This is a genomic window from Ochrobactrum sp. Q0168, assembly GCF_016427605.1.
GTDB lineage: Bacteria > Pseudomonadota > Alphaproteobacteria > Rhizobiales > Rhizobiaceae > Brucella.
In genome coordinates this window covers 1-24,209 of sequence record NZ_JAELXQ010000011.1, presented here as the reverse complement: position 1 = coordinate 24,209, position 24,209 = coordinate 1, and the positions used below count along the sequence as shown (strand labels likewise).

The following is a 24,209-nucleotide window of genomic DNA, read 5'->3' as shown; positions in this document are numbered from 1 at the left end:
TTTTAACCTTGTTGTTTCATAAGTCGGACAATATTTTACGCTATAAACATCTCGGGCAATGTCGATCGAGCGACAAAATGAAGTCGCAACAAAGGGTGAGGTGGCGATGAACAAGGACAATAAAGCGGTTGTACTTTATCGGTTGCAATCCGTTGCGCGTCTTTCAAGAACAGTTCTGGCCACACGGCTTCTGGAACAGGGACTTTATGCCGGGCAGGATGCCGTCATGCTGCAACTGGCCGCCGAAGACGGCCTCACGCCGGGTGTTCTTGCGCAGCGGCTTGGCGTGCGCCCGCCGACCATCACCAAGACGATTGCTCGCCTGCAAGGACAGGGATTCGTCGCAAAGCGCGCTTCCGATACCGATCAGCGCCAGTCGCATGTCTATCTGACCCAGGCGGGGCTTGAGACGATCAAGGCCATCGAGAAGTCCATTCGCAAGACCGACAAGGACATGATGAAAGGCCTCGACAAGAAGGAACGCAAGACGTTCCTGAAAATGCTAGGGCGCATGGAAGGCAATCTGGCGCTGCGCGGTCTGTCGTCGCGCGCGGTTGAAGAACCATCCACCGATACCCTTGACGACGACGAGGCCGAATAAGCATTGCGGGCTTTGGGTTGATGCCAAAAAAACTTTCAATTCAATAATTGCAATGGCATAACCGTTTTAATGATGACGCCCTTGTGACAAGAAATGTAAGGGTGTTCGTGGCATGGACCGTTGGGGGAGGCGACTTGGCCCAGAAAATCAAGCTTTCGACCATCGCTGATGCGCTGGGTGTTTCGACGGCTACCGTTTCGCTTGCGCTGCGCGACAGCCCGCTTGTTGCCGACCAGACCCGTGAGAAGATCAAGGAACATGCTCGCGCCATCGGTTATATCTATAACCGCAGGGCAGCGAGCCTGCGCACGTCGCGGTCGGGGATTGTCGGCGTCGTGGTGCATGACATCATGAACCCGTTCTTCGCGGAAATTCTCAAATCCATCGAATCGGAACTCGACCGGTCCCGCCAGACCTTCATTCTGTCCAATCATTACGACCAGCTGGAAAAGCAGCGCACCTTCATGGACACGCTTTTGCAGCTTGGCGCCGACGGGGTGATCATGTCGCCCGCCATCGGCACACCGCCGGAAGACATTCAGATCGCCGAGGATAACGGCCTGCCGGTCGTTTTCATCGCCCGCAGTGTCGAGGGCGTGCACGCCCCGGTGTTTCGGGGCGACGATGCCTATGGCGTCGGTCTTGCCACCAACCACCTGATTTCGCTCGGCCACAAGCGCATCGCGATGATCGGCGGCACCGACCAGACCTCGACCGGTCGCGACCGTTATCGCGGCTATGTGCAGGCAATGGAGAAGGCCGGGCTTGAAGTGCGCGACGACTGGCGCATTGCAGGCCCGCGCACCAAGCAGGGCGGCTTTGAAGTCGCGCCGCAGTTCCTGGCCCTGAAGGACAAGCCGACCGCCGCCGTCTGCTGGAACGATCTGACCGCAATCGGCCTGATGAACGGCATTGCGCGCGCCGGGCTGGTGCCGGGCGACGACATTTCCGTCACCGGCTATGACGATCTGGAAGAGGCGGCGATTGCGACGCCCGCGCTCACCACCGTCTGGAACGGCCAGCGCGAGGTCGGACGCCGCGCCGCCCGCGCTTTGCTCGATCAGCTGAACGGTGTCGAGGTTGCCTCGACGCAGGAACTCATCAAGCCGGAACTGCATATAAGGCAGTCGACGTCCAAACCCAAAAATCCCTGATTCCCCCGTTCCGGGTCCGGTTCAAGCTGACTGGCCCAGATCTCCCACGAACTGCGAAATGCCCAGAGGACTATTGTCATGACCAAGCGCGACGCAACCGTTCTGGTGCTCGGTAACTTCAACGATTATGCCGTCGAACGCCTGTCGGGTGAGTTTGCGGTGCGCCGCATCCCGCGCGGCGACGCGGCGCTGGTCGATGCGGCCTGGGCAAAAGATGTGCAGGGCATAGCCAGCATGTCCACCGTGGATGCCGCGCTGATCGATGCTCTGCCCAATCTGAAAATCATCGGCAATTTTGGCGTCGGCTATGACGCAGTCGATGCCAAACATGCCGCCACCCGCAACGTGATGGTCACCAACACGCCGGACGTGCTGACCGACGAAGTGGCCGACACGGCGCTCGGGCTTTTGATCGATACGGTGCGCGAATTGTCGAAGTCGCAGGAATTTTTGCGTGCCGGGCGCTGGGAAAAGGAAGGCCGCTATCCGCTGTCGAAGCTGTCGCTGCGCGGACGCAAGGTCGGCATTTTCGGCCTTGGCCGTATCGGCAAGGCGGTCGCCCGTCGTGTGGAGGCTTTCGGCCTGCCGGTTTCCTACCACAACCGCCGCAAGGCGGAAGGCGTCGCTTACGATTATTATCCAAGCCTGCTTGAACTGGCCAAGGCAGTCGATACGCTTATTCTGGTCGCGCCGGGTGGTGCGGAAACGGCCAGGGCGGTCAATGCCGACGTGCTGCAAGCGCTCGGGTCCGATGGCGTGCTGATCAATGTCGGTCGCGGCTCGCTGGTCGATGAAGATGCGCTGGCTGCAGCGCTGAACGATGGCACTATTGCCGCCGCAGGTCTCGACGTTTTCTCGAATGAACCGTCCGTGCCGCAGGGTCTGCTCGATGCGCCCAACACGGTTTTGCTGCCGCATATCGCATCTGCATCGCACAAGACCCGTCAGGCCATGGCGGATCTCGTGATCGACAATCTCATTTCCTGGTTCGATACCGGCAAGGCAATTACGCCGGTGCCGGAGACGGAGCATGTTAAGGGAGTAGGGGAGTAAGGCAGTAGGGGAGTATGTGAAGAAAGGGCTTGATAGACGCCACCGCGTCAATCACCCTATTCCCCTATTCCCCTATTCCCCTATTCCCCTATTCCCCTATGCTCCCTCACCGCCTCGCCAAACGCCTCGAAAATCTTGCGGGACGGGGCATCGGACTGGACCCAATATTCCGGGTGCCACTGGACTCCGACGACAAAGCCCTTGGCGTCCTTGACGGAAACGGCTTCCACGGTGCCGTCTTCGGCCACGGCTTCCACTTCAAGGCGTGACGCAAGCCGGTCGATGGCCTGACGGTGCACCGAATTCACGCGGACGCTGTCTTCTTTCAAAATTGCGCCAAGGCATGAATCCGGCTTGATCCGGATCGGGTGCTGGATCGCGAAGCGCTCTGCCTGACTTTCGGATTGCGGCGCGCGATGGTCCATGCGGCCCTGCAATTCCTGGATTTCGGTGGCGAGCGTCCCGCCCAGCGCGACATTCAGTTCCTGGATGCCGCGGCAGATCGCCAGCACCGGCACGCCTTTTTCAATGGCTGCGCGGATCAGCGGCAGCGAGGTCGCGTCGCGGGCATCGTCATAGGGTTCGAAAGCCGCACTCGGTTCAACACCGTAAAGGGCAGGGTTGACGTTCGATTTCGAGCCGGTGATCAATACGCCATCCACCGCGTCGAGAATGGCATCGAGGTCCATCTTGTCGCCGAAGCTTGGCACCAGCAGCGGCGTTACCTGCGCGACATCGATCGCCGCAGCCAGATATTGATCCGGCGCTGCGTGCCAGGTGTAGTTCTCGAAAGGTTTGACGTCGGTTGGAACGGCAATGAGGGGGCGGGACTTCGACATGGCACTCGGATCCGTTGATTTGGCTCTTATCTGGAGCGGCGTTCAGCGTTCTGCAATAGAGCACATCCCGAAAGGAGGGAAAGGATTTTCGGATAAGATCTGTGTGAAAGAAGGCTTCTGCACTTGGCAAAAAGTGTCGTCTTTTCATCACGCTCGCGCGCCTTTTGTGTATTGTCTTGATTTGAGGCGGTTTTTGCCTCTGTGCACGGTTCAAATGCCGCTATGAATATCTTAGTAGGAGTGAAGAGTACGGGAAGATGGATTGGCAGTTGAGGGGATGCATGACTGACGATCAGCTTTTTTCCGTCCGGGGCAAGGTCATTGCCGTGACGGGAGGCTCCTCGGGTCTGGGCTTGCGCATGGTGCATGTGCTGGCGGACCACGGAGCAAAAGTGATCTCCATTTCGCGAACGCATGCAGGCGAAAGCCTGTGTCCGTCGGGCGGCGAAGTTCTGGAAATCATGGCGGATGTCACTCATCCGGATGAAATCATGCGCGCCTTCGATGAAGCCGAGCAGCGTTTCGGGCCGATTTCGACCCTGTTCAACAATGCCGGTGTGGCGCATATGGCGCGGGCGCTCGATACGACACGCGATATGCTCGAGCATATTTTCGAGGTCAATGTGGCGGGCGCTTTCTTCGTGGCGCAGGAAGCGGCGCGCCGCATGATCACGCAGGGCGCGGGCGGCTCCATCATCAACACCACCAGCATTCTGGGCGACCGGCCGCAGAAGGGTGCAGCCGCCTATTCCATGTCGAAAGCCTGCATCACCCAGATGACGCGGGCGCTTGCTCTCGAATGGGCCGCGCATGATATCCGCGTCAACGCGATCTCTCCGGGCTGGTTTCCCACCCGAATCAATGAAGAACAGCTGAGCGGACCTGCCGCAGGCTACTTCAAAGGACGTAACCCGCTGCGCCGCCTCGGGGAACCGCAGGATCTCGACGGTGTGGTGCTGATGCTGGCCTCTGATGCCAGCCGTTACATGACCGGCACCATCGTCAATGTGGATGGCGGACACAGTCTCTAAGCGCTTCCGCAGAACAGGGATTTTTCCCGTCTCGGCGTGGTTTCCTCTGCGTTTTCCCTGTCGGCTATCCTTATCCGGGGATATTCTCTAGTTTTGTTGTAGAGTACCATAGAAGACCACGCACGCCGGTAGGTGTAGTACAGGGTGTTTTGCCACTGTGCTTTCACGGGTAAATTGTTTGAACGCCTTCGTGTCGAAAGCCTATGGTTGTATTGTTATTTCGCAGGTTGCTGTTAAGTTGTTTCCTTGAAAAAATTGGGATACATCTTATGGTGGCGGAGGTAACAGCTTGTGGTTTTATTTTGCGAAAGATATTTTTAAGTCATTAGTGCCATAATCGCCCTCACGATAGGGATACAAGCAAGGACATGTGGCGAAGCCGTAAACCTGACATACCTGCAGACGTGCGGCTTTCTTTCATGCGATCGCTTTATGGTAATCGCACCACGCTCTGGTTTGGCTTGCTGGCCCATGTGGTGGCGTGTGTCGTCATTTACGTAAAAACGCTCGACTGGCATTTCATCGGCTTTGCCGGGCTTTTTGCCGTGGTCGCTCTTGGTCGTCTCTACGACATGCGGCAGTTCGATCGCGCCAGGCTCACCCAACTCACAACCGCTGATCTCGACCGCTGGGAATTGCGCTATCTCATCGGCGCTTCGCTGGTCTGCGCGACGCTTGGCATGTTGTGCTTCTTCTCGATCTTCGTGCTGCGCGATCCCTTTGCCGAACTGGCGAGTCTGACCATTTTGCTGGCTTCCGTCGTTTCCATCGTGGGGCGCAATTATGCCTCGGCGAAGGCGGTCGTTCTGATGTCGATCTGCACGCTCATCCCGGTTCTGGCCGGGCTCGTGCTTGCGGGGACTCCCTTTCACATCATCATCGGCCTGCTGCTGATCCCGTATTTCCTGTCCAATATCGAGATGGCGAACGGCTTGCGCGAGTTTCTCTTCGCTGCGGTCATGGGCAAGCGCCGCCTGTCGATTGTGGCGGGGCGGTTCGACGCCGCACTCAACAATATGCCGCAGGGCCTGCTCATGCTCGATGGTCAGAGCCGCATCGCGGTGATCAACAACAAGGCCAAGGCGATGTTGCGGATCGCCGAACACACCAAGCTGCACGGGCGTCAGCTGGAAGTGCTGCTGCGTTATTGCGCGCGGGAAGGGCTGTTTCCACATAACGACATGACGAATGTTCGCGCCCGCATGACCGACCTCGTTGCCGGGCGCAAAACGCGCGATATTTTCCAGCTTTCCGGTGAGCGTTATATAGAATGTATCGGCAACCAGACCGTCGGCGACGGTGCGGTTCTCATGTTCGAGGATGTGACGCAGCGTGTCGAGGCGGAAGCCCGCATTCAGCATATGGCGCGGTTCGACGGACTGACCGGCCTTCCGAACCGTAATTATTTCGAAACCATGGTGCGCACATTGCGCGCCCAACAGTCTCCGGACAGCTTTGCAGCGCTGGTCGTCATCGACATCAATCACTTCAAGCATGTCAACGATACGCTGGGGCATCATACGGGCGACGTGCTGCTGCGGCTGTTTGCGGAGCGGCTTTATTCGCTCGATCAGCAGCGCTTTGTGGTCTCGCGCTTCGGCGGCGACGAATTTGTGGTGTTTGTGTTCAATCTCCAGACGCAAGCCGAGATTACCGGTGTGATGGACCATATCACCTCGGTCGTGTCCGGCGTGTATGATCTCGACGGCGATCATGTTCATATCGAGATCAGCGCCGGTATAGCGATTGAAAACATCGCGAGCTGCGATGTCGGTAATATGCATATCAATGCCGATCTGGCCCTTTACGAAGCGAAAGGTCATGAAGACCGGCAGTGGGCGGTGTTCGTCGGCGCGATGGATACCAAATATCGCAGCCGCCAGAAGCTGAAGGCCGATCTCCGACAGGCCATTGGCAACAATGAAATCAAGGTTGTCTATCAGCCCATCGTCAGTGCACAGTCTTTGCGCATTGTGGCCTGTGAAGCGCTGGCGCGCTGGGTGCATCCGGAACTGGGTTCGGTGCCGCCTGCCGAATTCATTCCGCTGGCCGAGGAAATGGGCATCATAACCGATATCACCCGCTTCATGCTGGATCAGGCCTGCATGGACTGTCTGACATGGGGCGATCGTATCGGCGTTTCCGTCAATCTTTCTGCCATCGATCTGAAAAGCAGCGAGATTGCCCGCGATATCGCCTCTGCCTTGCAGAAATCCGGTCTTCCGGCGCATCGACTGGAAGTGGAAGTGACGGAAAGCGCGATCATTGCGGATCGCAACAAGACGTCCATGGTTCTGCAGCGGCTGAAGAATGCGGGCATCAATATAGCACTCGACGATTTCGGCACGGGCTATTCCAGCCTCAGCTATCTCAACACGCTGCCGCTGACCAAGGTGAAGGTGGACCGTTCCTTTGTCCGCGATATCACCACCGACCGCCGGTCGCTGATGCTGTTGCGCGGTGTGACGCAGCTATCGCACGAGCTTGGTCTCGGCGTGACTGTCGAGGGCGTGGAGACGGAAGAACAGCTGGCGCTGATCCGCGTTGCGGCCGGCGCCGATCTGGTGCAGGGCTATCTCCTCGGCATGCCGCTGCCAGCCGATACAATCGGCTCGATGACGACAAAATCCGTCACATGGCGCGAGGGCGGTCGCACCGTCGCCTGACGTTTTGCCTCCTCCCTTTTCGGACCAGACCGTGCGCGCCCCGTGACAATTGCGCGCGATGGATGCGGGCAAGGACGGGCTGAACTGCAGTTAGGTCTATCAGGGCGCTCCACCAAATTACGGCAAATATGGCAAAAGGCCCTAAAATGCGGATCAAGGCGCATTTCTCGCGTGGTGCGTCGAAAAAACGCTGTTTGCATGCGGCGAATCTGTGGCAATACTATGGCAGAAAAACGGCGCGGGGGCGTGTATGCAGTTCAACTTATACCTTTACATGAAGGGAAAGCTGCTTATTCTGCGCGCAGAATTGAAATGCATGATTTGCATGATTTGATGGTGCGGAAATCGCTTATATGACTGACTCAGCTGTCTCGGGGGAGAAACCGCCGCTATCCAATTTTGCGCGACAGCTGCTGCATTTTCTGGATCGTGTGGAATATCGACGGATCGTCCATGCGGAAGATCTGGAGGAGATCGGTCGGCTGCGTTATCGCTCCTATCGCACCCGCAATGTGATGGATGAGTCCGAAGTGCCGTCCATCATCGATGATATCGACCGGGACAGCCACGCTTTCGTCTATGGCGTGCATGTCGACGGGCAGCTCGTGAGCACATTGCGCATCCATCACATCACGCCCGACCATCGCAGGGGAACGAGCTATGCGCTGTTTCCCGATATCCTCGATCCGCTGCTCAATAGCGGCATGCATTTCGTCGATCCGACCCGCTTTGCCGCCGATCCCGAACTGTTGAGCGAATATCCGGCGATCCCCTATATCACATTGCGCATCGCGGCGATGGCGTCCGAATTCTTCGTGGCCGATCAATGCCTTGCCTCGGTCAAGCCCGAACATATGGCGTTTTACAAGCGCATTTTCGGCACCGCGATGATGGCCGATGCGCGTGAACATGCGGGCTATGGCATCAAGGTCGGGCTGGGTGCCGCACCCATCCGCAATATTCGCGATGCGGTTGCTGTGCGCTTTCCATTCTTCAAGTCGTTGCCGCGCGAGCGCCAGGCGATGTTTGCCGACAGGCGCAGCGCTGTCGTGCCGCTGACCATATTGCCGACGGCGAAATATACCGGACTTGGCGTATAAACTGTTCTAAACATTTAAATGTAGCGCATCGCGAGAATTCGATTTACGAAGACTGCGGAACCGCTTCACGCGGAGAGAGGGTTGGCTGCGACGAAAAGACTTGCCGTTGAGGCCGGGCTTTTGGGTGCGGACACGTTGAAGATTGCAGGTGTTTTCGCTTAACATCATCGATGTTGGGTGGAAAATCTGAATGGGTGGAACAAAAATGGCAGAACATCATACGACGGCTCCGGCTGAACTTGGCGCACCGATGGACTATGCTGAGCATGAGAAAACTTATGCCGGTTTCACGGGCCTGGTTAAATGGGGCACGGTGGCGCTCGTCGCCCTTATGATTGCCATGGCGTTCGGCTTTTTCGCTGGTGGTTTCTTTTCCGCGACCATTCTTTTTGTCCTAGTCTGCGTCGCCGCCTGGTTCATCCTCTAGCGCATTGACGCGGGCTGGATGACGACACCCGGCCTTGCGAAAATGCTGCAAGATCTAAGAGCCTGAATCAAAAAGCGGCATGTGTGTGCGAAAATGGTGATTTTCGAGTACCGGAGCGGAGCGTACTATTGGTACGTGAGCACCAGAATGTAGAAAATCGACATTTGCAGCCACACAGGGCGACTTTTGGAACAGGCTCTAAGGGCGAACCGGGATTAACCCCGCATAATTTGATCGAATGCCTTGGCATGGGTTACCATGCCGGGGTTTTATGCATGTCTATATCTAAGCCTATTTCGAAAGAGCATCCACCGAAGCTCGCAATTCTGCCCGACCGCAAGGCCGGATCAAGCCCGGATCAAGACCATGAAAGGGAAACCAGCTTGGCCCAGACGTTATTTATCCCGCTAGAGAGTGACCCCAACGAGACACGCGTTGCGGCATCGGCGGAGACGGTGAAGAAATTCATCGCGCTCGGCTTCGATGTTGTCGTGGAAAAAGGCGCGGGCGAGAAATCGCGCATTCCCGATGCCGAATTTGCGGCAGCGGGCGCCCGCATCGGCACTACGGCAGACGCCAAAACGGCAGACGTCATTTTGAAAGTGCGCCGTCCCACGGATACGGAACTCAAAGGGTATAAATCGGGCGCAGCCCTGTTTGCCATGCTTGATCCCTATGGTCATGAAGATGCGGTGGCGGCTTTGGCCAAGGCCGGAATTTCGGCTTTCACGATGGAATTCATGCCGCGCATCACCCGTGCGCAGGTGATGGACGTGCTGTCGTCACAGGCAAACCTTGCCGGTTATCAGGCCGTGATCGACGCGGCGGAAGTTTATGATCGCGCCATGCCGATGATGATGACGGCAGCGGGGACGGTTCCCGCCGCCAAGGTTTTCGTGATGGGGGCGGGCGTTGCCGGTCTTCAGGCCATCGCAACGGCACGCCGCCTCGGTGCTGTCGTGACGGCAACCGACGTTCGCCCCGCCGCCAAGGAACAGGTCGCCTCGCTCGGTGCGAAATTCATCGCCGTCGAGGATGAGGAGTTCAAGGCTGCCGAAACCTCCGGCGGTTACGCGAAGGAAATGTCGAAGGAATATCAGGCGAAGCAGGCCGCACTCGTTGCCGATCATATCGCCAAGCAGGATATCGTCATTACCACGGCGCTCATTCCGGGCCGTCCGGCCCCGCGTCTTGTGTCCAAGGAAATGGTTGCTTCCATGCGTCCGGGCTCCGTGCTGGTCGATCTCGCGGTTGAGCGCGGCGGCAATGTCGAAGGCGCTGTCCCCGGTCAAATTGCCGAAGTGAATGGCGTCAGGATTGTTGGTCATCTCAACGTCTCGGGCCGCATCGCCGCAAGCGCGTCGCAGCTTTATGCGCGCAATCTGATCGCTTTCCTTGAAACGCTGGTCGATAAGGAAACCAAGCTTCTCAAGATCGATCCTGAGGACGAACTGGTCAAGGCGACGCTTCTGACCCATCAGGGCAAGATTTTGCATCCGGCCTTCGCCAAGGCTGACGCCGCGCCCGCTGCTGTCGCTGAAAAGCCCGCTGCCAAACCGAAAGCTGCGCCGAAGCCGAAAGTGGCAAAGGCAGAAGTCGTTGGCGATGCAGCGAAACCAGCTGCCCCGAAAACAGCGAAGGAAGCAGCGAAAAAAGTGTCTGCAAAAGCACCGAAGGCTGCCGCAAAGTCTTCGTCTTCCCCCAAATCTCCAGTTGATGGAGGAGAGGCATAATGGCCGAAACTAGTCTCGATAAAGCTCTTGAGAGCCTGAACCAGGCCGCAGATGCCGTCCGTCAGGCTGCGGAAAATGCAGGCGGTCTGGGTGATGCCGCGGCGGCTGCCGCGCACGCCGCATCGGGCGGGGCGATTGACCCGTTCGTGTTCCGCTTTGCGATTTTCATCCTGTCGATTTTCGTCGGCTATTATGTCGTGTGGTCGGTTACGCCTGCGCTGCACACCCCGCTGATGGCCGTTACCAACGCCATTTCGTCGGTGATCGTGGTGGGCGCGCTTCTGGCGGTCGGCCTTTCGCTTTCGGGCTGGGCAACCGGCTTCGGTTTCATTGCGCTCATTCTGGCGAGCGTCAACATTTTCGGCGGCTTCCTGGTCACCCAGCGCATGCTCGCCATGTACAAGAAAAAAGAAAAGTGAGGCTGAACCATTATGAGCGTTAATCTCGCAGCCTTCCTTTATCTCGTCTCCGGCGTGCTGTTCATTCTGGCGCTGCGCGGCCTGTCGCATCCCACGACCAGCCGTCAGGGTAATATGTATGGAATGATCGGTATGGCGATTTCCATCGTCACCACGCTTCTGCTGGCGCGTCCAAGCTTCGGCGGTCTGGCGCTGATCGTCGTCGGCATCGCCATTGGCGGCGGTATCGGTGCGGTTATCGCGCGCCGCATCGCCATGACGGCCATGCCGCAGCTCGTCGCCGCGTTCCACTCGCTGATCGGCCTTGCTGCCGTTCTGGTGGCCGCTGCCGCAATTTACTCGCCGCATTCCTTCGGTATCGGCGAAGTGGGCCAGATCCATGGTCAGGCGCTGATCGAAATGTCGCTGGGCGTTGCCATCGGCGCGATCACCTTCACTGGCTCGATCATCGCGTTTCTCAAGCTTGACGGCCGCATGTCGGGCAAGCCGATCATGCTGCCGGGTCGTCATGTCATCAATGCCGTACTGGCCGCAGCCATCGTGCTGCTGGTTGTTGTGCTGGTGAACACTGAAAGCCATTTCGTGTTCTGGCTGATCGTGCTTCTGTCGCTGGTATTTGGTGTGCTGATCATCGTGCCAATCGGTGGCGCAGACATGCCGGTCGTGGTTTCCATGCTCAATTCCTATTCGGGCTGGGCAGCGGCAGGTATCGGCTTCACGCTTGGCAATCTGGCGCTGATCATCACCGGCGCGCTGGTCGGGTCGTCGGGCGCGATCCTGTCCTACATCATGTGTAAGGGCATGAACCGTTCGTTCATCTCGGTCATTCTGGGCGGATTCGGTGGCGATACCTCCGGCGGTCCGGCTGGCGAGGTTGAACAGCGCCCGGTCAAGCAGGGTTCTGCCGACGATGCGGCCTTCATCATGAAGAACGCGTCCAAGGTCATCATCGTGCCGGGCTACGGCATGGCGGTGGCGCAGGCCCAGCACGCGCTGCGTGAAATGGCCGACAAGCTGAAGGCGGAAGGCGTGGAAGTCAAATACGCCATCCATCCGGTGGCCGGTCGTATGCCGGGCCATATGAACGTGCTGCTGGCGGAGGCCAACGTGCCTTACGATGAAGTGTTCGAGCTGGAAGACATCAATTCGGAATTCGCGCAGGCCGATGTGGCTTTCGTGATCGGCGCGAATGACGTCACCAATCCGGCCGCGAAGACCGATCCGAAGTCACCGATCTTCGGCATGCCGATCCTTGATGTCGACAAGGCAGGCACGGTTCTGTTCATCAAGCGCGGCATGGGCTCCGGCTATGCGGGTGTGGAAAACGAACTGTTCTTCCGCGACAACACCATGATGCTCTTTGCCGATGCGAAGAAGATGGTCGAGAGTATTGTGAAGGCGTTGGATCACTGAGGGAAGGGAATAGGGGAGTAGGGGAATAGGGGAGTATGTTTTTTGTTGCGGAAGCTCAGGCCGACCGTATCATCTCCCTTACTCCCTTACTCCCTTACTCCCTTACTCCCTTACTCCCTTACTCCCTTACTCCCTTACTCCCTTACTCCCTTACTCCCTTACTCCCTTACTCCCTTACTCCCTTACTCCCTTACTCCCTTAACATCGCATCCTGCAAAGCGCGCAGCTCAGCGATCTTCGAGCCGGGCTGCGGCGCAGCATTGGCGTAGGTGATGAGTTCGCCCTTCTTGATCGGCGCGATGACCGAGCCGTTCTGGAGCAGGCCGCAGGGGATGGCCTTGGCCGCGCGGGCTTCAGGCGTCGTCATGATCCACGAGCGATAGCAATATTGGCCAATGGCATCGAGCCGGTCGCCGGGCTGCAAATCCTTCTTGGCAACCGCGCAGACTTCCGCCACGGGCTTTGGCAGCGGCACCATATCGGTCTTGCCGTGCAGAACCACGCGCGCCACAGTCAGCGGCACTTCCAGCGAGGTGAGGTGGAACGGGCGGTGGAAGGTGAAATAGGGGCCTTTCCCCATCTTCAGATCTTCCAGACGCTCGACCAGACGGGGATGCTCCATCTTGGCGATGACGAAGACGCCCGGCGATACGCCGCGCCCGATGGAATAATCGACTACGCCCGACTTGTTGAGAACGCCGCCGTCTTCCTTCGGGATCAGGGTGCGGTTCAGCTCATCGATTGCGGCCTTTGGGCCGTGCATGCCCGCAATGTCGGGCACAAGACCGGTGGCGTTGGCGATGGCCGCCATTTCAACCATGGTTTTGGAGCCGTCGACGAATTCCACCAGCAGGCGGACATTCATGTTCCGGCGGTCAGCCTCTTCCTGATAATCGTCGGGGATCGCATCGAAATTGAGCGGATTGTTCTTGCCCTTGCCAGCCGCCACAACCTTGTGGCCCATGGCGGAAACGAACTCGATCAGCTCCATGCAGGATGACGGCTCATCGCCTGCACCCAGCGAATAGATCACGCCCTGTTTGTCGGCCTCGGCCTTGAGATAGGGGCCGATGGTGACATCGGCTTCGACATTCATCATCACGAGATGCTTGCCGTTGCGGATCGCCTTGATGCCGGTTTCCGCGCCCACTTCCGGAATGCCGGTGGCGTCGATGACGACATCGATCAGCGGGTTGGAGAGGATCAGGTCATTGTCGCCCGTGACGGCGATCTTGCCGCTCTCGATGGCGCGGGTCATCGCCGCTTCGCTATTCGTTTCCTGCGCGTTGTCTTCGTCGCCATAGGCGGTGCGCACGGCTTTGAACGTGTTGGGCAGCCTGCGGGCGGAAAGCGCGCCGACCTCGATGCCCTGCATCCGCGCCACCTGCGTGACGATGTCGGTGCCCATCTCGCCAGCGCCAATCAGTCCGATGCGGATCGGCTTGCCGGTTTCGGCCCGCGCTGCAAGATCGCGCGCCAGTCCAACCAGTGCCACATTTGTCGTCATGAAACTCTCCGCAAAATGTCAAAGCCACACAGGCGAGATAAATTTGTCACGCTTGTGTTGATATAGGTGCGTAATAGACCAACAGTCTCTATATCAACACCGACAGGCGCGCATCCCCAATCTGCGCGACAAAATATGCATCCCTTTATAGGCCACTGGAGCCAAAATGAGCAGTGTATCCCCCTTTGAACTTGTGATCTTCGATTGCGACGGCGTTCTCGTCGATAGCGAAGTTCTGTCCTGCCTCGCTTTCGAGCGCGTCTATGCCAATCACGGCATGGAACTGCCGCAGGGTACGGTGGCCAAGGGCATCGGCATGAAACAGGCCGATATCATGAAGATGATCGAGGATATGACCGGGCATCGTCTGCCCGATGGCGTCGATGGCGAATTCTGGCCCGCGACGCGAACGCTGTTCGCGGAATCGCTGGAGCCGACGGTTGGCATCGCCAATTTCCTGCGTGAACTGCCGCAGAAGCGTTGCGTGGCCTCGTCCTCGCATCCGGAGCGCATTGCGTTCAGTCTGGAGAAGACCGGCATCAGCCAGTATTTCGGCGATGCGGTTTATTCGTCAACCATGGTGAAGCGCGGCAAGCCTGCGCCCGATCTGTTTCTCTTTGCCGCCGACAAGATGGGCGTCGATCCGTCGCGCTGCGTGGTGATCGAGGATTCGCCCTTCGGTGTCGAAGGCGCGATTGCAGCGGGCATGACCGCCTTTGGTTACACCGGCGGCGCGCATAGCTATGACGGCCACGCCGAGCGCCTTTCATCCAAGGGCGCGCATCAGGTTTTCACGCATTGGGATGATATTGCGCGAGAAATTCTGGTTGCCGCTTGATTTTTCTGGGTTAAACAGAAGGCAAATCAGTTCAGCAGGAATGGCCAGCGAATGAAAGACGCAATCACGCTCGATCAGTTGCGCGATGCAATCGGCACGGAAATCGGATGTTCCGAGTGGCGCGAAGTCACGCAGGAAATGATCAACCAGTTTGCGGATGCGACGGACGATCATCAGTTCATCCATGTCGATCCAGAACGCGCTGCCAATGAAACGCCTTTCGGCGGCACCATTGCGCATGGCTTTCTGACGCTGTCGCTATTGTCGACGCTGGCCTATGAAGCGCTGCCGATGCTGGAAGGCGCAACCATGGGCATCAATTACGGCTTCGACAAGCTGCGCTTCCAGTCCCCGGTCAAGACCGGCGCACGGGTGCGCGCGCGCTTCAAGCTGGCCAATGCGGATATTCGCCCATCGGGACGCGTCGTCAATTATTACGATGTGACGCTCGAAATCGAGAACTCGCTGAAGCCCGCGCTAACGGCCACCTGGCTGACGATTGCCGTCGTGGAGCCGCCCAAGGATCAAGGCTGAACGGCATCAAGCCGCTTCGTGATAGGATATCGGAAGCCGTCCCTCTTCATCGAGAGGGGCGGCTTTTCCTTTATGCGCAGTCATCAGCTCGCGGAAGGAAAACGGGCCATGCAGGAACATGCCGAGATCGTAGAAATTCTTCTTTTCCGCCCCGCGTATATAGAGAAGATGCATCAGGAAGAAGTTGCCCTTGGAGCGCTTGTAGCGGTTCTCGCTGTGCACATTCTTGAAGCGGATGCGATGAATGAGCGGCGGGTTCGCCGTCTTGATCTTGAGGGCGCTGGCAGGATCGGAACCATAGAAATGAATGATATCCGTCAGCACCTGGAATTCCGACCACAGGACGGGGCTGTCTTGAAGCACCACCCGCACATCTTCGCGAAGCGCTTTCGCTTTAGGGTGCAGCGCAATCATCATCAGGCAGGAGCCGACGGCCAGCAGCGATACCGGCTGCCGCTTCAAGAGGTCAGGGCGGTGACGCTGAACGGCGGCAAGCGCCTCGACAGCTGGCACCGTGCCGAGACTATGGGCGACAACGATAACCTCATCGGCCTGGCTTTCTTCGATCTTGCGCATCAGTGCGTTCGCGAAGGCGGTTCGGCGCTGGTTCAGCTTCGCATTGCGGTCATGAATGCGGTCATAGGCTGCCGACCAGTCGTCAAGGAGATAGGACATGAAGAACCTGTCGCCGGGTTTGCGCACCAGAAGCGTGGCAAGGACGGCGGCGAGCGGCGCGGACCACAGGAGATGCAGCGCTGAAAAGCCAGCCAGCACGGGTGCTGCGGCGACAAGGGCTGCAACGCCCAAAATGGCAAGCGACAGCAGAAAGGGCCACAGAAAGAACAGCACAAAGCGCCAGCTCGTCGTGAGATAGCGCCAGAGCGTGCCCGTAAACAGGATGTTCAGGAAGGCGAAGAAGCCGGTCAGCATTCGTTTGGGCGTTGAGCGCGCGGCATAGTCGTCAAAGATATCAGCCGTGCCGAACTGGCAGAACTCGGTTTCCGTTCGCCAGCCATTGCCCTCAGTGACAGCCAAGGTCGTGCCGCTATCGTTCGGCTCGTCCGTCATGGGCGGCAGCTTGGTCTTGGCGTTCCAGAGTTTGTCGAAGTCTTTCAGCACTTGCGCATGGCGCACGCGGACGGCTTTGGGGTGCAGGCCTTCATAGCCTGTGAACTGGATAACGAGTCGCTTGCGGAGGGACATGAAACAAACAAATGGAATCAAAAACAGGAAACGCGCCGGATAATCCTGCAGGGGGCCGAAGCGGGGTGGGGCGTCTCCATTGGACGGCTATTGAGGCCGAATTATGCGGGAAACGAGCGGCTCATTAACGCATTTGTCTGACCGGAACCATAGTCAATTGGTGTAAAGATGGTATTTCACAGGGCGAGATGGCCAAATTTGCATGTTGAGGTGGACAGCCCGGGCTCTTTCTGGTAATAGCCAGCACCAATTTGCAGCGTTTCCGTTGCGAAGCTTGGGAGCCTTAGGGCGTTGCTCGGCCGGTCAGACCGGCTGAAATCGTTAAAAGACCCCCGAACGGCCTCAGGCTTAACCGAAATTCTAACCGATACGGGAATACACGTGCAGGTACTCGTCCGCGATAATAATGTTGATCAGGCTCTCCGCGCTCTCAAGAAAAAGATGCAGCGCGAAGGTATCTTCCGCGAAATGAAGATGCGCGGCCACTACGAAAAGCCATCTGAAAAGCGCGCTCGCGAAAAGGCAGAAGCCGTTCGTCGCGCCCGCAAGCTCGCTCGCAAGCGTGCACAGCGTGAAGGCCTCGTTGGCGGCGCCCGCGGCGCTCGCTGATCGACCTCAAAACAGGCGCTGCTTTTGTAGCGCCTTTTTGCTTTCCGGTGCTTCCCTCGGTTGCGCCGGTTTTTGCATGTCTTGATTTCAGAATTTTTAGTTGCCGAAACAGCTCGGTTTCATCTTTTTATTAAAGTTTAGCGCGGGACCGAAAAAAGTTTCTAGACTTTGCCGGGCCAGTTATGTGTAAAAACAAATGATTAGGATGTTCAGCTTTCGGGCTGGATATTGGAAGGCGACGCAGATTGTTTGCTGCCGCCTTTTCGCTGTTTTTATCTGACAGTTCCAGGGAGCCCCGCCGGGCTGGCTTGGACTGAAATAAACAAGGCGGTCCCGCGAGACTCTTCGGCTCTAAAGCGCCATGCGTTGAACAAGAGCCGGGACGGGATGGAGAAGAAACGGGTCGTAACTGCCCGGTTTCGATGGAACTAAAAGGAACACTGTCGTTGCCAACACGCTTGAAGGTGATGCAATCGTCCGGGACAAAGGTTTCGGGAATTGAGACATTCGGTGGAAACCGTGAGGCCGGAATCGGTCGTCAGGGTTTTTTGATTGCCGCCACGTTCTTGGCTTTGACTGTGGCTGGCTGCCAAAGCTCGACCACGACGGCGCTGAGCACTGTTGATCGGGCGCAGGGTTCGAGCGAGAACATCAGCTCGCTCACCAGCGTGATCCAATCCAATCCGCGTGATCCGGAAGGCTACAATGTTCGCGGTTCTGCTTATGGCAAGGCCGGGCGTTACAAGGAAGCGATCCGCGATTTCGATCAGGCGATTGCACTCAATCCGAATTTCTATCAGGCCTATTCCAACCGCGCGCTGGTCTATCGCTATATGGGGGATACCAACAAGGCCGCGCAGGATTACAGCAAGGCCATCCAGCTCAATGGACAATATGACGCCGCCTATATCGGTCGCGGCAATGTGTATCGTCAGGCGGGCCGTCTCGATCAGGCTCTGAGTGATTTCAATCAGGCCATCGCTTTGCAGACGACTGACGGTCGCGCCTATCACAATCGCGGGCTGATCTATCAGGCCAAGGGCCAGCACAAGCAAGCCATCGAGGATTTCTCCAAGGCGATTTCGCTCAATTCCACCGCGCCGGAGCCATATAATGGCCGCGGCCTTTCCTATGTGGCGCTGAACGACTTCGATAATGCCTTCGATGACTTCAACACGGCGATTACGCTGGATCAGAACGTGGCGGAAAGCTGGGCCAATCAGGCGCTGGTTTACGAACATCGCGGTGAGAAGGCAAAAGCCGCCGGCTCCTATTCAAAGGCTGTGCAGCTCGATCCGCGATACCAGCCCGCGAAGGACGGTCTTTCACGCACACGCGGATAATCTGCGAAACCATTTCCAATTCTACGGCGGCGCGCTCCAAAATCGGGCGCGCCGCTTTTCTTTATATCTGCCCGCGATATATTACTGCCTATGTCGCTCTTCGATCACATAGGCTTCAAAGCCAAAGATATTCGCCGCAGCCTTTTATTCTATGAAAGCTGTATGCCTGAGCTTGGGCTGGAAGTTATTGCACGTTCGGGCAGCGGCTTCTTCGTCAGCGGCGGGGAGAGGGGGCCCGTCCCCTTCCTCTGGGTACATGGCGCGGGAACCGGTGCTGCTGCGGGCGCAGCAGACGCGAAGCCCGGCGAACATCTCCACCTCATGTTCACAGCTGGAAGCCGCGATGCTGTGGAAGCCTTCCACCGCGTGGCGCTCAGCGCTGGCGGCGTGGATAGCGGTGGTCCCGCCTATCAGGGGCCCGAAGAGATGGGCTATTACGCAGCGCTCGTTTTCGATCCCGACGGAAACACGCTGGAAGCGGGTTTCCGTGAGAGGAAGCGGTAAGCGGGATTGATCAGGCGCGCAGGTTGCGCTTGTCGAGGCGGCTGACCAGACGGTCGCCGATCCACTGGATGCCGCAGACCATGATGATCAGGATGATGACGACGGCGATCATGATCTGCGTTTCAAAACGCTGATAGCCGTAGCGGATGGCGAGATCGCCCAGACCGCCTGCGCCGATAGCGCCAGCCATGGCCGATGCGCCCACCAGCGTGATGATCGTCACGGTGAAACCCGCAATGATGCCGGGCAGGGCTTCTGGAACCAGCACTTCACGCACGATTGTCCAGCGGCTTGCGCCCATCGAGCGCGCGGCTTCCACCAGACCGTGATCGACCTCGCGCAGCGATACTTCCGCGATGCGCGCATAATAGGGGATGGCCGCAATCGAGAGCGGCACGATGGAGGCCCATGTGCCGATCGACGTGCCGACGATGAAGCGCGTCACGGGGATCAGCGCCACCAGAAGAATGATGAACGGCACCGAACGGAAGCCGTTGATGATCGCGCCCAAAAGCGTGTTGACCGTCAGGTTCTGGGCAAGGCCGCCGCGCTCGGTCAGGATCATGATGAGGGCGAGCGGCAAACCGACCACGAGCGAAATCAGGCTCGAAAAGCCGGTCATGATGATGGTCTCCCAGAAGGAGCGCCAGAGAAGATCAAGCATCGCCTGAGACATAGCCGAGTACCTCCGTGGCGTCTGCATGGGTGTTGAGATAGGTGATTGCGGCGTCGAGTTTCGCCTTGTCCTGAGCGGGCAGGCTGATGAAGAGCGTACCGACCGGCTCGCCCTGGATCGTGTCCATGCCGCCATGGATCAGCTGCGGCGCAAGGCCGGTGGCCGCTGCCACATCGTTGAAGAAAGCGCCGCGTGCCGCTTCACCCGAAAGCTTGATGCGAAGGATGGCCCGATCACCCGCCTTTTCCGTCAGGCGCGCGCGCCACGAGGCTGGCAGTTCCGGTGTCAGCACCTGCAACATGCTCTGCGTGACGGGCGATTGCGGATTGGCGAAGACTTTCCAGACCGGACCTTCTTCGGCAATCGCACCATGATCAAGCACGATAACGCGGTCTGCGATGCGGCGGATGACCTCCATCTCATGGGTGATCAGCAGGATGGTCAGGCCGAGCTTGGTGTTGATGTCTTTCAGCAGCGCCAGAATGGACTGGGTGGTTTCCGGATCGAGCGCCGAGGTCGCTTCGTCGGAAAGCAACACGGCAGGCTCTGCGGCAAGGGCGCGCGCAATGCCGACGCGTTGCTTCTGGCCGCCGGAAAGCTGGGCCGGATAATGGTTTGCCTTGTCGGACAGGCCGACGAGTTCGAGCAGTTCGGCGACACGACGTGCGCGCTCCGCCTTGGGCTTGCCCGCGATTTTCAGCGGCAGGGCGATGTTATCCGCAACGGTTTTGGCCGAGAGCAGATTGAAATGCTGGAACACCATGCCGATGCGGCGGCGCAAAGGGCGCAGCTCGGTTTCGCCGAGGCTGGTGATTTCGCGACCCTCAATGCGGATCGAGCCTGAGTCGGGTTTTTCGAGGCCGTTGACGCAGCGGATCAGCGTGGACTTGCCCGCGCCGCTGCGACCGATGATGCCGAGAATTTCGCCGCGCGAAACGGAGAGCGACACGCCATTGATGGCTGCCGTTTGGCCGAACATTCGGCGCACGTCTTTCATATCGACGATGGGCGCTGATGTGGCGGGTGGCGGTTCAATGGTCGTGGGGGTCGCGGGTGTCACGGTCGTTTCTTCTATAGTTTGATGCGCCCCTGCGAACAGCGGCAAACTGCAATCGAATTAGGCTTCAAGAAAGGATGATGCCTGTTCAGGCTAGGACCTGTTCTGGCCAGGCGTGGCCTCTTGCCGATGCTTTTGGGCAATTTTTTTCCATACGTCAATAAAAGCCGCGCCGGAAACACGTTCCGGCGCGGTGTTTTGCGAATGGAAAACTTAGTTCCAGGCCGGGATGCCGGTGCCCTTATAGGCGCGGTCGAGTTCGGCCTTCACGGCGTCGTTCTGGAACGAAGCGACCAGATTCTTCACCCAATCAGCCTTTTCATCTTCGGTGCGGACCGCGATGAAGTTGTTGTAAGGATTGTTTTCCTTCGACTCCCAGCCGATGGCTTCTTCCTTCTTCAGCTCCGCCTTGGCAGCCCAGTCATTGTTGACGATGGCAGCGTCGAGATCGTCGATGGAACGACCAACCACGCCTGCGTCGAGTTCCTTGATCTCAAGCTTCTTCGGGTTTTCGACAATATCGATCGGCGTTGCCAGAATGCCTGCGTCCGGCTTCAGCTTGATCAGGCCCTTTTCTTCGAGAACGCGCAGCGCGCGGCCTTCGTTCGACGGATCGTTCGGCACGCCGATGACAGCGCCTTCCTTGAGTTCGTCGAGGCTCTTGTGCTTGCGCGAGTAGATGCCGATCGGCCAGACGGCGGTGTAGCCGGCGATGCTGATCTTGTAGCCGTGCTGCTTGATCTGCTCATCGAGATAAGGCTTGTGCTGGAAGGCGTTGGCGTCGATTTCCTTGCGCTCCAGAGCTTCATTCGGCTGGTTATAGTCGTTGAAGGTCACGCGCTCGATATTGAGGCCGTGCTTCTTGCCTTCTTCGGCAACGACTTTCCAGACGTCTTCGTCTTCGCCGCCCATGATGCCGACCTTGATGGTCTTGTCTTCTGCATGGCTCGGAGCCGAGGCAAAGCCAACGGTCAGCGCGGCAGCGGTGAAAAGAAGGGCTTTCAGACCGGCGCGGCGGCTCAAAGCGATACGGGAAAGGGCTGACGACATTTTTGTTTTCCTTAGCTGAACATTTTGGAAAGCCGGTCCCGGATTGCGATCATTAGATGATCATTCTCCCCAGCCCTCCCTGATGCCGATAATTCCCGTTTGCATGGAATTAAACAAGGAAAATTTTTTCTGAAAATAGCGTGAGTGGAAATCTGAAATTGCGTTCACAGGCGCGTGAGCGGATTGCCATTTCCGCTCACTATTCGATCAGGAATCTGGTTCTATCGATTATCCGCAATAATCATCTGCGCGGCCTTTTCGGCGATCATCAGAGTCGGCGAATTGGTGTTGCCGGAGGTGATCGTCGGCATGATGGACGCATCGGCGATACGCAATCCTGCAATGCCATTGACCCGCAGGCGCGGATCGACAATCGCCTCCGCGTCCTGTCCCATGCGGCAGGTGCCGACGGGGTGGAAAATGGTGGTGCCGATATCGCCTGCCGCCTTTTCCAGCTGTTCCTGCGTTTCGTAAGCAGGGCCGGGCTTGAACTCTTCCGGGCGGTATTGCTGCAAGGGCGCCTGCGCCACGATATTGCGGGTGAGGCGGATTGCATCGGCGGCGACGCGACGGTCGCTTTCCGCTGCCAGATAGTTCGGCCGGATGGCGGGTTGCGCCCGGTGATCCGGCGATTTGACGTGGATCGAGCCGCGACTGTCCGGGCGCAGATTGCACACGCTGGCCGTGAAGGCCGGGAAGGGGTGAACGTTTTCTCCGAATTTTTCGAGGCTGAGCGGCTGCACATGATATTGCAGATTGGCGGTTTCGTAAGACGGGTCAGACCGGGTGAAGACGCCAAGCTGGCTCGGCGCCATCGACATGGGGCCGGACTGGCGCAGCAGATACTCCAGCCCGATCATCGCCTTGCCGAAAAGCTTGTTGGCCTTTTCATTGAGGGTGGGGATGCCTGTGACCTTATAGGCGCAGCGCAATTGCAGGTGATCCTGCAGGTTTTCGCCAACCTGTTTGCGTTCCAGCGTAACCGGAATGCCTGCCTGTTGCAGCACGTCGCCGCGTCCGATGCCCGACAGTTCCAGCACATGCGGCGAGCCGACCGCGCCGGCGGCCAGAATCACTTCGCGCCTTGCCTTGACGGTGCGGGTCGCGCCGTTCTGGTCAAAGGCCACGCCATTGGCGCGCAGTTCCGCTATCTCGATGCGGCGCACATGCGCGCCGGTTTCAACGCGGAGGTTTTTGCGGTTCAGCGCCGGGCGCAGAAAGGCCTTGGCGGAATTCCAGCGAATGCCGCGCTTCTGGTTGACCTTGAAATAGGACACGCCTTCATTGTCGCCGCGATTGAAGTCGTCGGTGGCAGGAATGCCAGCGGCAACGGCGGCATCGCGGAAGGCATCGAGAATATCCCAATGCAGGCGGGCATTTTCGACACGCCATTCGCCGCCGGTGCCGTGCAATTCGCTGGCACCTGCATAATAGTCTTCGGATTTCTTGAACAGAGGCAGCACGTCGTCCCAGCCCCAGCCTTCGCAACCCGCCTGTCGCCAGAGATCATAGTCGCGCGCCTGACCGCGCATATAGATCATGCCGTTGATCGACGAGCAGCCGCCCAGCACCTTGCCGCGCGGATAGCCGAGCGCGCGACCGTTCAGGCCGGGTTCGGCTTCCGTCTTGAAGCACCAGTCGGTGCGCGGATTGCCGATGCAATAGAGATAGCCGACCGGGATATGAATCCACGCATAATTGTCCTTGCCGCCCGCTTCGAGCAGCAGGACGGAACGGTCCGGGTTCTCGGATAGTCGGTTCGCGAGGGCGCAACCTGCCGTGCCCGCGCCAACCACGATGTAATCGTAGGTGTCGGTCATGATTGTATATCCAGTAAAATGCGGAGCCGCGATCAGCGGATACAGCGGCTCATTGAGGGATACTTACCCGAACAGTTTCTTTCCTAGACGAGAGGCATAGAACTCACCGACGATACCTTTCCGGAAGAGGATGACGCATGCCATGAAGATGATGCCTGTGACGATTGTGACGGGGAAGTCGGAGGTTGCGAGATAGTTCTGGAGGGCGACGACGAAGGCGGCACCAACGATGGGCCCGATCAGCGTGCCGATGCCGCCAAGCAGCGTCATCAGGATCACCTCGCCCGACATCTGCCAGCCGACATCGGTGAGTGTCGCAAACTGGAAGACGAGCGCCTTCAGGCCGCCCGCAAGTCCGGCAAGGGCTGCCGACATGACGAAGGCGGCCAGCTTGTAGCGATTGACGGAGTAGCCCAGCGATATGGCGCGGTTTTCGTTCTCGCGCACCGATTTCAGGATCATGCCGAAGGGCGAGTTGATGATGCGCCAGATGGCAAAGACGCCCAGCACGAACAGCGCCAGCACGAAGTAATACATGTTCATCGGATTGTTGAGATCGATGAAGCCAAACAGATATCCGCGCGGCACGCCCTGCAAGCCGTCCTCGCCATGGGTGAAGGAAGCCTGCAGGC

24 protein-coding genes are annotated in these 24,209 nt (G+C 58.2%); 16 read left to right on the top strand and 8 right to left on the bottom strand.

The genetic code is table 11. From position 1 onward, the window contains the following. Nucleotides 1–106: 106 nt before the first annotated feature. From JAU75_RS17165 to JAU75_RS17155, 3 genes are all read left to right on the top strand, one after another. Nucleotides 107–601 carry a MarR family transcriptional regulator gene (locus JAU75_RS17165; protein WP_199057697.1) on the top strand — a complete coding sequence of 165 codons (495 nt, stop codon included), beginning with the start codon at nucleotides 107–109 and terminating at the stop codon, nucleotides 599–601. A 134-nt stretch (nucleotides 602–735) separates the two neighbouring features. Continuing rightward, the gene (locus JAU75_RS17160) at nucleotides 736–1,755 is read left to right on the top strand and encodes a LacI family DNA-binding transcriptional regulator (protein ID WP_199057696.1); all 1,020 of its coding nucleotides are present in this window, start codon (nucleotides 736–738) and stop codon (nucleotides 1,753–1,755) included. A 78-nt stretch (nucleotides 1,756–1,833) separates the two neighbouring features. After that, entirely contained in the window at nucleotides 1,834–2,808 is a 975-nt protein-coding gene (locus JAU75_RS17155; protein ID WP_199057695.1) for a 2-hydroxyacid dehydrogenase, read from the top strand. Nucleotides 2,809–2,888: 80 nt separating this feature from the next. On the opposite strand, the gene JAU75_RS17150 is transcribed toward JAU75_RS17155, so the two are convergent. Beyond that, nucleotides 2,889–3,647, bottom strand: a complete 759-nt coding sequence (locus tag JAU75_RS17150; RefSeq protein WP_199057694.1) for a gamma-glutamyl-gamma-aminobutyrate hydrolase family protein — start codon at nucleotides 3,645–3,647, stop codon at nucleotides 2,889–2,891. Here JAU75_RS17150 and JAU75_RS17145 point away from each other — a divergent pair. The 8 genes from JAU75_RS17145 to JAU75_RS17110 all read left to right on the top strand — a co-directional run bounded on the left by JAU75_RS17145 (nucleotide 3,646) and on the right by JAU75_RS17110 (nucleotide 12,436). Beyond that, nucleotides 3,646–3,873 carry a hypothetical protein gene (locus JAU75_RS17145; protein WP_199057693.1) on the top strand — a complete coding sequence of 76 codons (228 nt, stop codon included), beginning with the start codon at nucleotides 3,646–3,648 and terminating at the stop codon, nucleotides 3,871–3,873. The two genes, JAU75_RS17150 and JAU75_RS17145, sit on opposite strands and share 2 nt — an antisense overlap. A gap of 55 nt (nucleotides 3,874–3,928) precedes the next feature. Then, on the top strand, nucleotides 3,929–4,678 hold the full coding sequence (locus JAU75_RS17140) for an SDR family oxidoreductase (RefSeq protein WP_199057692.1): 750 nt from the start codon (nucleotides 3,929–3,931) through the stop codon (nucleotides 4,676–4,678). A gap of 368 nt (nucleotides 4,679–5,046) precedes the next feature. Continuing rightward, nucleotides 5,047–7,344, top strand: coding sequence for an EAL domain-containing protein (locus JAU75_RS17135; RefSeq protein ID WP_199057691.1), 2,298 nt, complete (start codon nucleotides 5,047–5,049; stop codon nucleotides 7,342–7,344). Between the two features lie 353 nt (nucleotides 7,345–7,697). Further along, a complete protein-coding gene (locus JAU75_RS17130; protein WP_199057690.1) occupies nucleotides 7,698–8,444 on the top strand; it encodes an acetyltransferase in 747 nt (248 codons plus the stop codon). A 205-nt stretch (nucleotides 8,445–8,649) separates the two neighbouring features. Continuing rightward, nucleotides 8,650–8,871: an aa3-type cytochrome c oxidase subunit IV gene (locus JAU75_RS17125; protein ID WP_109370289.1), complete on the top strand. Its 222-nt coding sequence runs from the start codon at nucleotides 8,650–8,652 to the stop codon at nucleotides 8,869–8,871. A 383-nt stretch (nucleotides 8,872–9,254) separates the two neighbouring features. Further along, nucleotides 9,255–10,604 (top strand): Re/Si-specific NAD(P)(+) transhydrogenase subunit alpha, encoded by a 1,350-nt coding sequence (locus tag JAU75_RS17120; protein ID WP_199057689.1) that lies wholly within the window; start codon nucleotides 9,255–9,257, stop codon nucleotides 10,602–10,604. After that, on the top strand, nucleotides 10,604–11,023 hold the full coding sequence (locus JAU75_RS17115) for a proton-translocating transhydrogenase family protein (protein WP_021587083.1): 420 nt from the start codon (nucleotides 10,604–10,606) through the stop codon (nucleotides 11,021–11,023). The genes JAU75_RS17120 and JAU75_RS17115 overlap by 1 nt, the downstream gene beginning before the upstream one ends. A 12-nt stretch (nucleotides 11,024–11,035) precedes the next feature. Then, nucleotides 11,036–12,436 carry an NAD(P)(+) transhydrogenase (Re/Si-specific) subunit beta gene (locus JAU75_RS17110; protein WP_199057688.1) on the top strand — a complete coding sequence of 467 codons (1,401 nt, stop codon included), beginning with the start codon at nucleotides 11,036–11,038 and terminating at the stop codon, nucleotides 12,434–12,436. Nucleotides 12,437–12,626: 190 nt separating this feature from the next. Here the strand turns inward: JAU75_RS17110 and JAU75_RS17105 are convergent, their stop codons facing one another. Next, nucleotides 12,627–13,943: a 1-deoxy-D-ribulose 5-phosphate reductoisomerase gene (locus JAU75_RS17105; protein ID WP_199057687.1), complete on the bottom strand. Its 1,317-nt coding sequence runs from the start codon at nucleotides 13,941–13,943 to the stop codon at nucleotides 12,627–12,629. Nucleotides 13,944–14,109: 166 nt separating this feature from the next. On the opposite strand from JAU75_RS17105, the gene JAU75_RS17100 reads away from it, so the two are divergent. Both JAU75_RS17100 and JAU75_RS17095 read left to right on the top strand, forming a co-directional pair. Continuing rightward, nucleotides 14,110–14,781, top strand: coding sequence for an HAD family phosphatase (locus tag JAU75_RS17100; RefSeq protein ID WP_199057686.1), 672 nt, complete (start codon nucleotides 14,110–14,112; stop codon nucleotides 14,779–14,781). 51 nt (nucleotides 14,782–14,832) lie between these two features. Further along, nucleotides 14,833–15,315: a MaoC family dehydratase gene (locus JAU75_RS17095; RefSeq protein WP_199057685.1), complete on the top strand. Its 483-nt coding sequence runs from the start codon at nucleotides 14,833–14,835 to the stop codon at nucleotides 15,313–15,315. Nucleotides 15,316–15,321: 6 nt separating this feature from the next. On the opposite strand, the gene JAU75_RS17090 is transcribed toward JAU75_RS17095, so the two are convergent. Further along, nucleotides 15,322–16,518, bottom strand: coding sequence for an alpha/beta hydrolase (locus tag JAU75_RS17090; protein ID WP_199057684.1), 1,197 nt, complete (start codon nucleotides 16,516–16,518; stop codon nucleotides 15,322–15,324). 381 nt (nucleotides 16,519–16,899) lie between these two features. Here JAU75_RS17090 and rpsU point away from each other — a divergent pair, with 381 nt between their 5' ends. The 3 genes from rpsU (at nucleotide 16,900) to JAU75_RS17075 (ending at nucleotide 18,974) form a co-directional block, all read left to right on the top strand. After that, the gene (rpsU, locus tag JAU75_RS17085; RefSeq protein WP_078341232.1) at nucleotides 16,900–17,127 is read left to right on the top strand and encodes a 30S ribosomal protein S21; all 228 of its coding nucleotides are present in this window, start codon (nucleotides 16,900–16,902) and stop codon (nucleotides 17,125–17,127) included. Between the two features lie 422 nt (nucleotides 17,128–17,549). Further along, nucleotides 17,550–18,470: a tetratricopeptide repeat protein gene (locus JAU75_RS17080; protein ID WP_199057683.1), complete on the top strand. Its 921-nt coding sequence runs from the start codon at nucleotides 17,550–17,552 to the stop codon at nucleotides 18,468–18,470. A 90-nt stretch (nucleotides 18,471–18,560) separates the two neighbouring features. Next, on the top strand, nucleotides 18,561–18,974 hold the full coding sequence (locus JAU75_RS17075) for a VOC family protein (protein ID WP_199057682.1): 414 nt from the start codon (nucleotides 18,561–18,563) through the stop codon (nucleotides 18,972–18,974). A 10-nt stretch (nucleotides 18,975–18,984) separates the two neighbouring features. Here the strand turns inward: JAU75_RS17075 and JAU75_RS17070 are convergent, their stop codons facing one another. The 5 genes from JAU75_RS17070 to JAU75_RS17050 all read right to left on the bottom strand — a co-directional run. Then, nucleotides 18,985–19,650: a methionine ABC transporter permease gene (locus JAU75_RS17070; protein ID WP_151591167.1), complete on the bottom strand. Its 666-nt coding sequence runs from the start codon at nucleotides 19,648–19,650 to the stop codon at nucleotides 18,985–18,987. After that, complete coding sequence (locus tag JAU75_RS17065; RefSeq protein ID WP_199057778.1) at nucleotides 19,631–20,647, bottom strand: methionine ABC transporter ATP-binding protein; 1,017 nt, start codon at nucleotides 20,645–20,647, stop codon at nucleotides 19,631–19,633. The genes JAU75_RS17070 and JAU75_RS17065 overlap by 20 nt, the downstream gene beginning before the upstream one ends. Before the next feature lie 273 nt (nucleotides 20,648–20,920). Next, the gene (locus JAU75_RS17060) at nucleotides 20,921–21,757 is read right to left on the bottom strand and encodes a MetQ/NlpA family ABC transporter substrate-binding protein (RefSeq protein ID WP_199057681.1); all 837 of its coding nucleotides are present in this window, start codon (nucleotides 21,755–21,757) and stop codon (nucleotides 20,921–20,923) included. Between the two features lie 221 nt (nucleotides 21,758–21,978). Then, a complete protein-coding gene (locus JAU75_RS17055; RefSeq protein WP_199057680.1) occupies nucleotides 21,979–23,577 on the bottom strand; it encodes a GMC family oxidoreductase N-terminal domain-containing protein in 1,599 nt (532 codons plus the stop codon). Nucleotides 23,578–23,640: 63 nt separating this feature from the next. Continuing rightward, a partial coding sequence (locus JAU75_RS17050) for a branched-chain amino acid ABC transporter permease (protein WP_199057679.1) occupies nucleotides 23,641–24,209 on the bottom strand: 569 nt, incomplete at its 5' end.

Coding starts and splice junctions, on each gene's coding strand:
- JAU75_RS17125 (WP_109370289.1), top strand. CDS start 8,650: ATGGCAGAACATCATACGACGGCTCCGGCTGAACTTGGCGCACCGATG.
- JAU75_RS17100 (WP_199057686.1), top strand. CDS start 14,110: ATGAGCAGTGTATCCCCCTTTGAACTTGTGATCTTCGATTGCGACGGC.
- JAU75_RS17080 (WP_199057683.1), top strand. CDS start 17,550: ATGGAACTAAAAGGAACACTGTCGTTGCCAACACGCTTGAAGGTGATG.
- JAU75_RS17065 (WP_199057778.1), bottom strand. CDS start 20,647: ATGAAAGACGTGCGCCGAATGTTCGGCCAAACGGCAGCCATCAATGGC.
- JAU75_RS17055 (WP_199057680.1), bottom strand. CDS start 23,577: ATGACCGACACCTACGATTACATCGTGGTTGGCGCGGGCACGGCAGGT.
- JAU75_RS17155 (WP_199057695.1), top strand. CDS start 1,834: ATGACCAAGCGCGACGCAACCGTTCTGGTGCTCGGTAACTTCAACGAT.
- JAU75_RS17110 (WP_199057688.1), top strand. CDS start 11,036: ATGAGCGTTAATCTCGCAGCCTTCCTTTATCTCGTCTCCGGCGTGCTG.
- JAU75_RS17060 (WP_199057681.1), bottom strand. CDS start 21,757: ATGTCGTCAGCCCTTTCCCGTATCGCTTTGAGCCGCCGCGCCGGTCTG.
- JAU75_RS17090 (WP_199057684.1), bottom strand. CDS start 16,518: ATGTCCCTCCGCAAGCGACTCGTTATCCAGTTCACAGGCTATGAAGGC.
- JAU75_RS17105 (WP_199057687.1), bottom strand. CDS start 13,943: ATGACGACAAATGTGGCACTGGTTGGACTGGCGCGCGATCTTGCAGCG.
- JAU75_RS17140 (WP_199057692.1), top strand. CDS start 3,929: ATGACTGACGATCAGCTTTTTTCCGTCCGGGGCAAGGTCATTGCCGTG.
- JAU75_RS17150 (WP_199057694.1), bottom strand. CDS start 3,647: ATGTCGAAGTCCCGCCCCCTCATTGCCGTTCCAACCGACGTCAAACCT.
- JAU75_RS17070 (WP_151591167.1), bottom strand. CDS start 19,650: ATGTCTCAGGCGATGCTTGATCTTCTCTGGCGCTCCTTCTGGGAGACC.
- JAU75_RS17115 (WP_021587083.1), top strand. CDS start 10,604: ATGGCCGAAACTAGTCTCGATAAAGCTCTTGAGAGCCTGAACCAGGCC.
- JAU75_RS17165 (WP_199057697.1), top strand. CDS start 107: ATGAACAAGGACAATAAAGCGGTTGTACTTTATCGGTTGCAATCCGTT.
- JAU75_RS17095 (WP_199057685.1), top strand. CDS start 14,833: ATGAAAGACGCAATCACGCTCGATCAGTTGCGCGATGCAATCGGCACG.
- JAU75_RS17075 (WP_199057682.1), top strand. CDS start 18,561: ATGTCGCTCTTCGATCACATAGGCTTCAAAGCCAAAGATATTCGCCGC.
- JAU75_RS17145 (WP_199057693.1), top strand. CDS start 3,646: ATGGCACTCGGATCCGTTGATTTGGCTCTTATCTGGAGCGGCGTTCAG.
- JAU75_RS17135 (WP_199057691.1), top strand. CDS start 5,047: ATGTGGCGAAGCCGTAAACCTGACATACCTGCAGACGTGCGGCTTTCT.
- JAU75_RS17130 (WP_199057690.1), top strand. CDS start 7,698: ATGACTGACTCAGCTGTCTCGGGGGAGAAACCGCCGCTATCCAATTTT.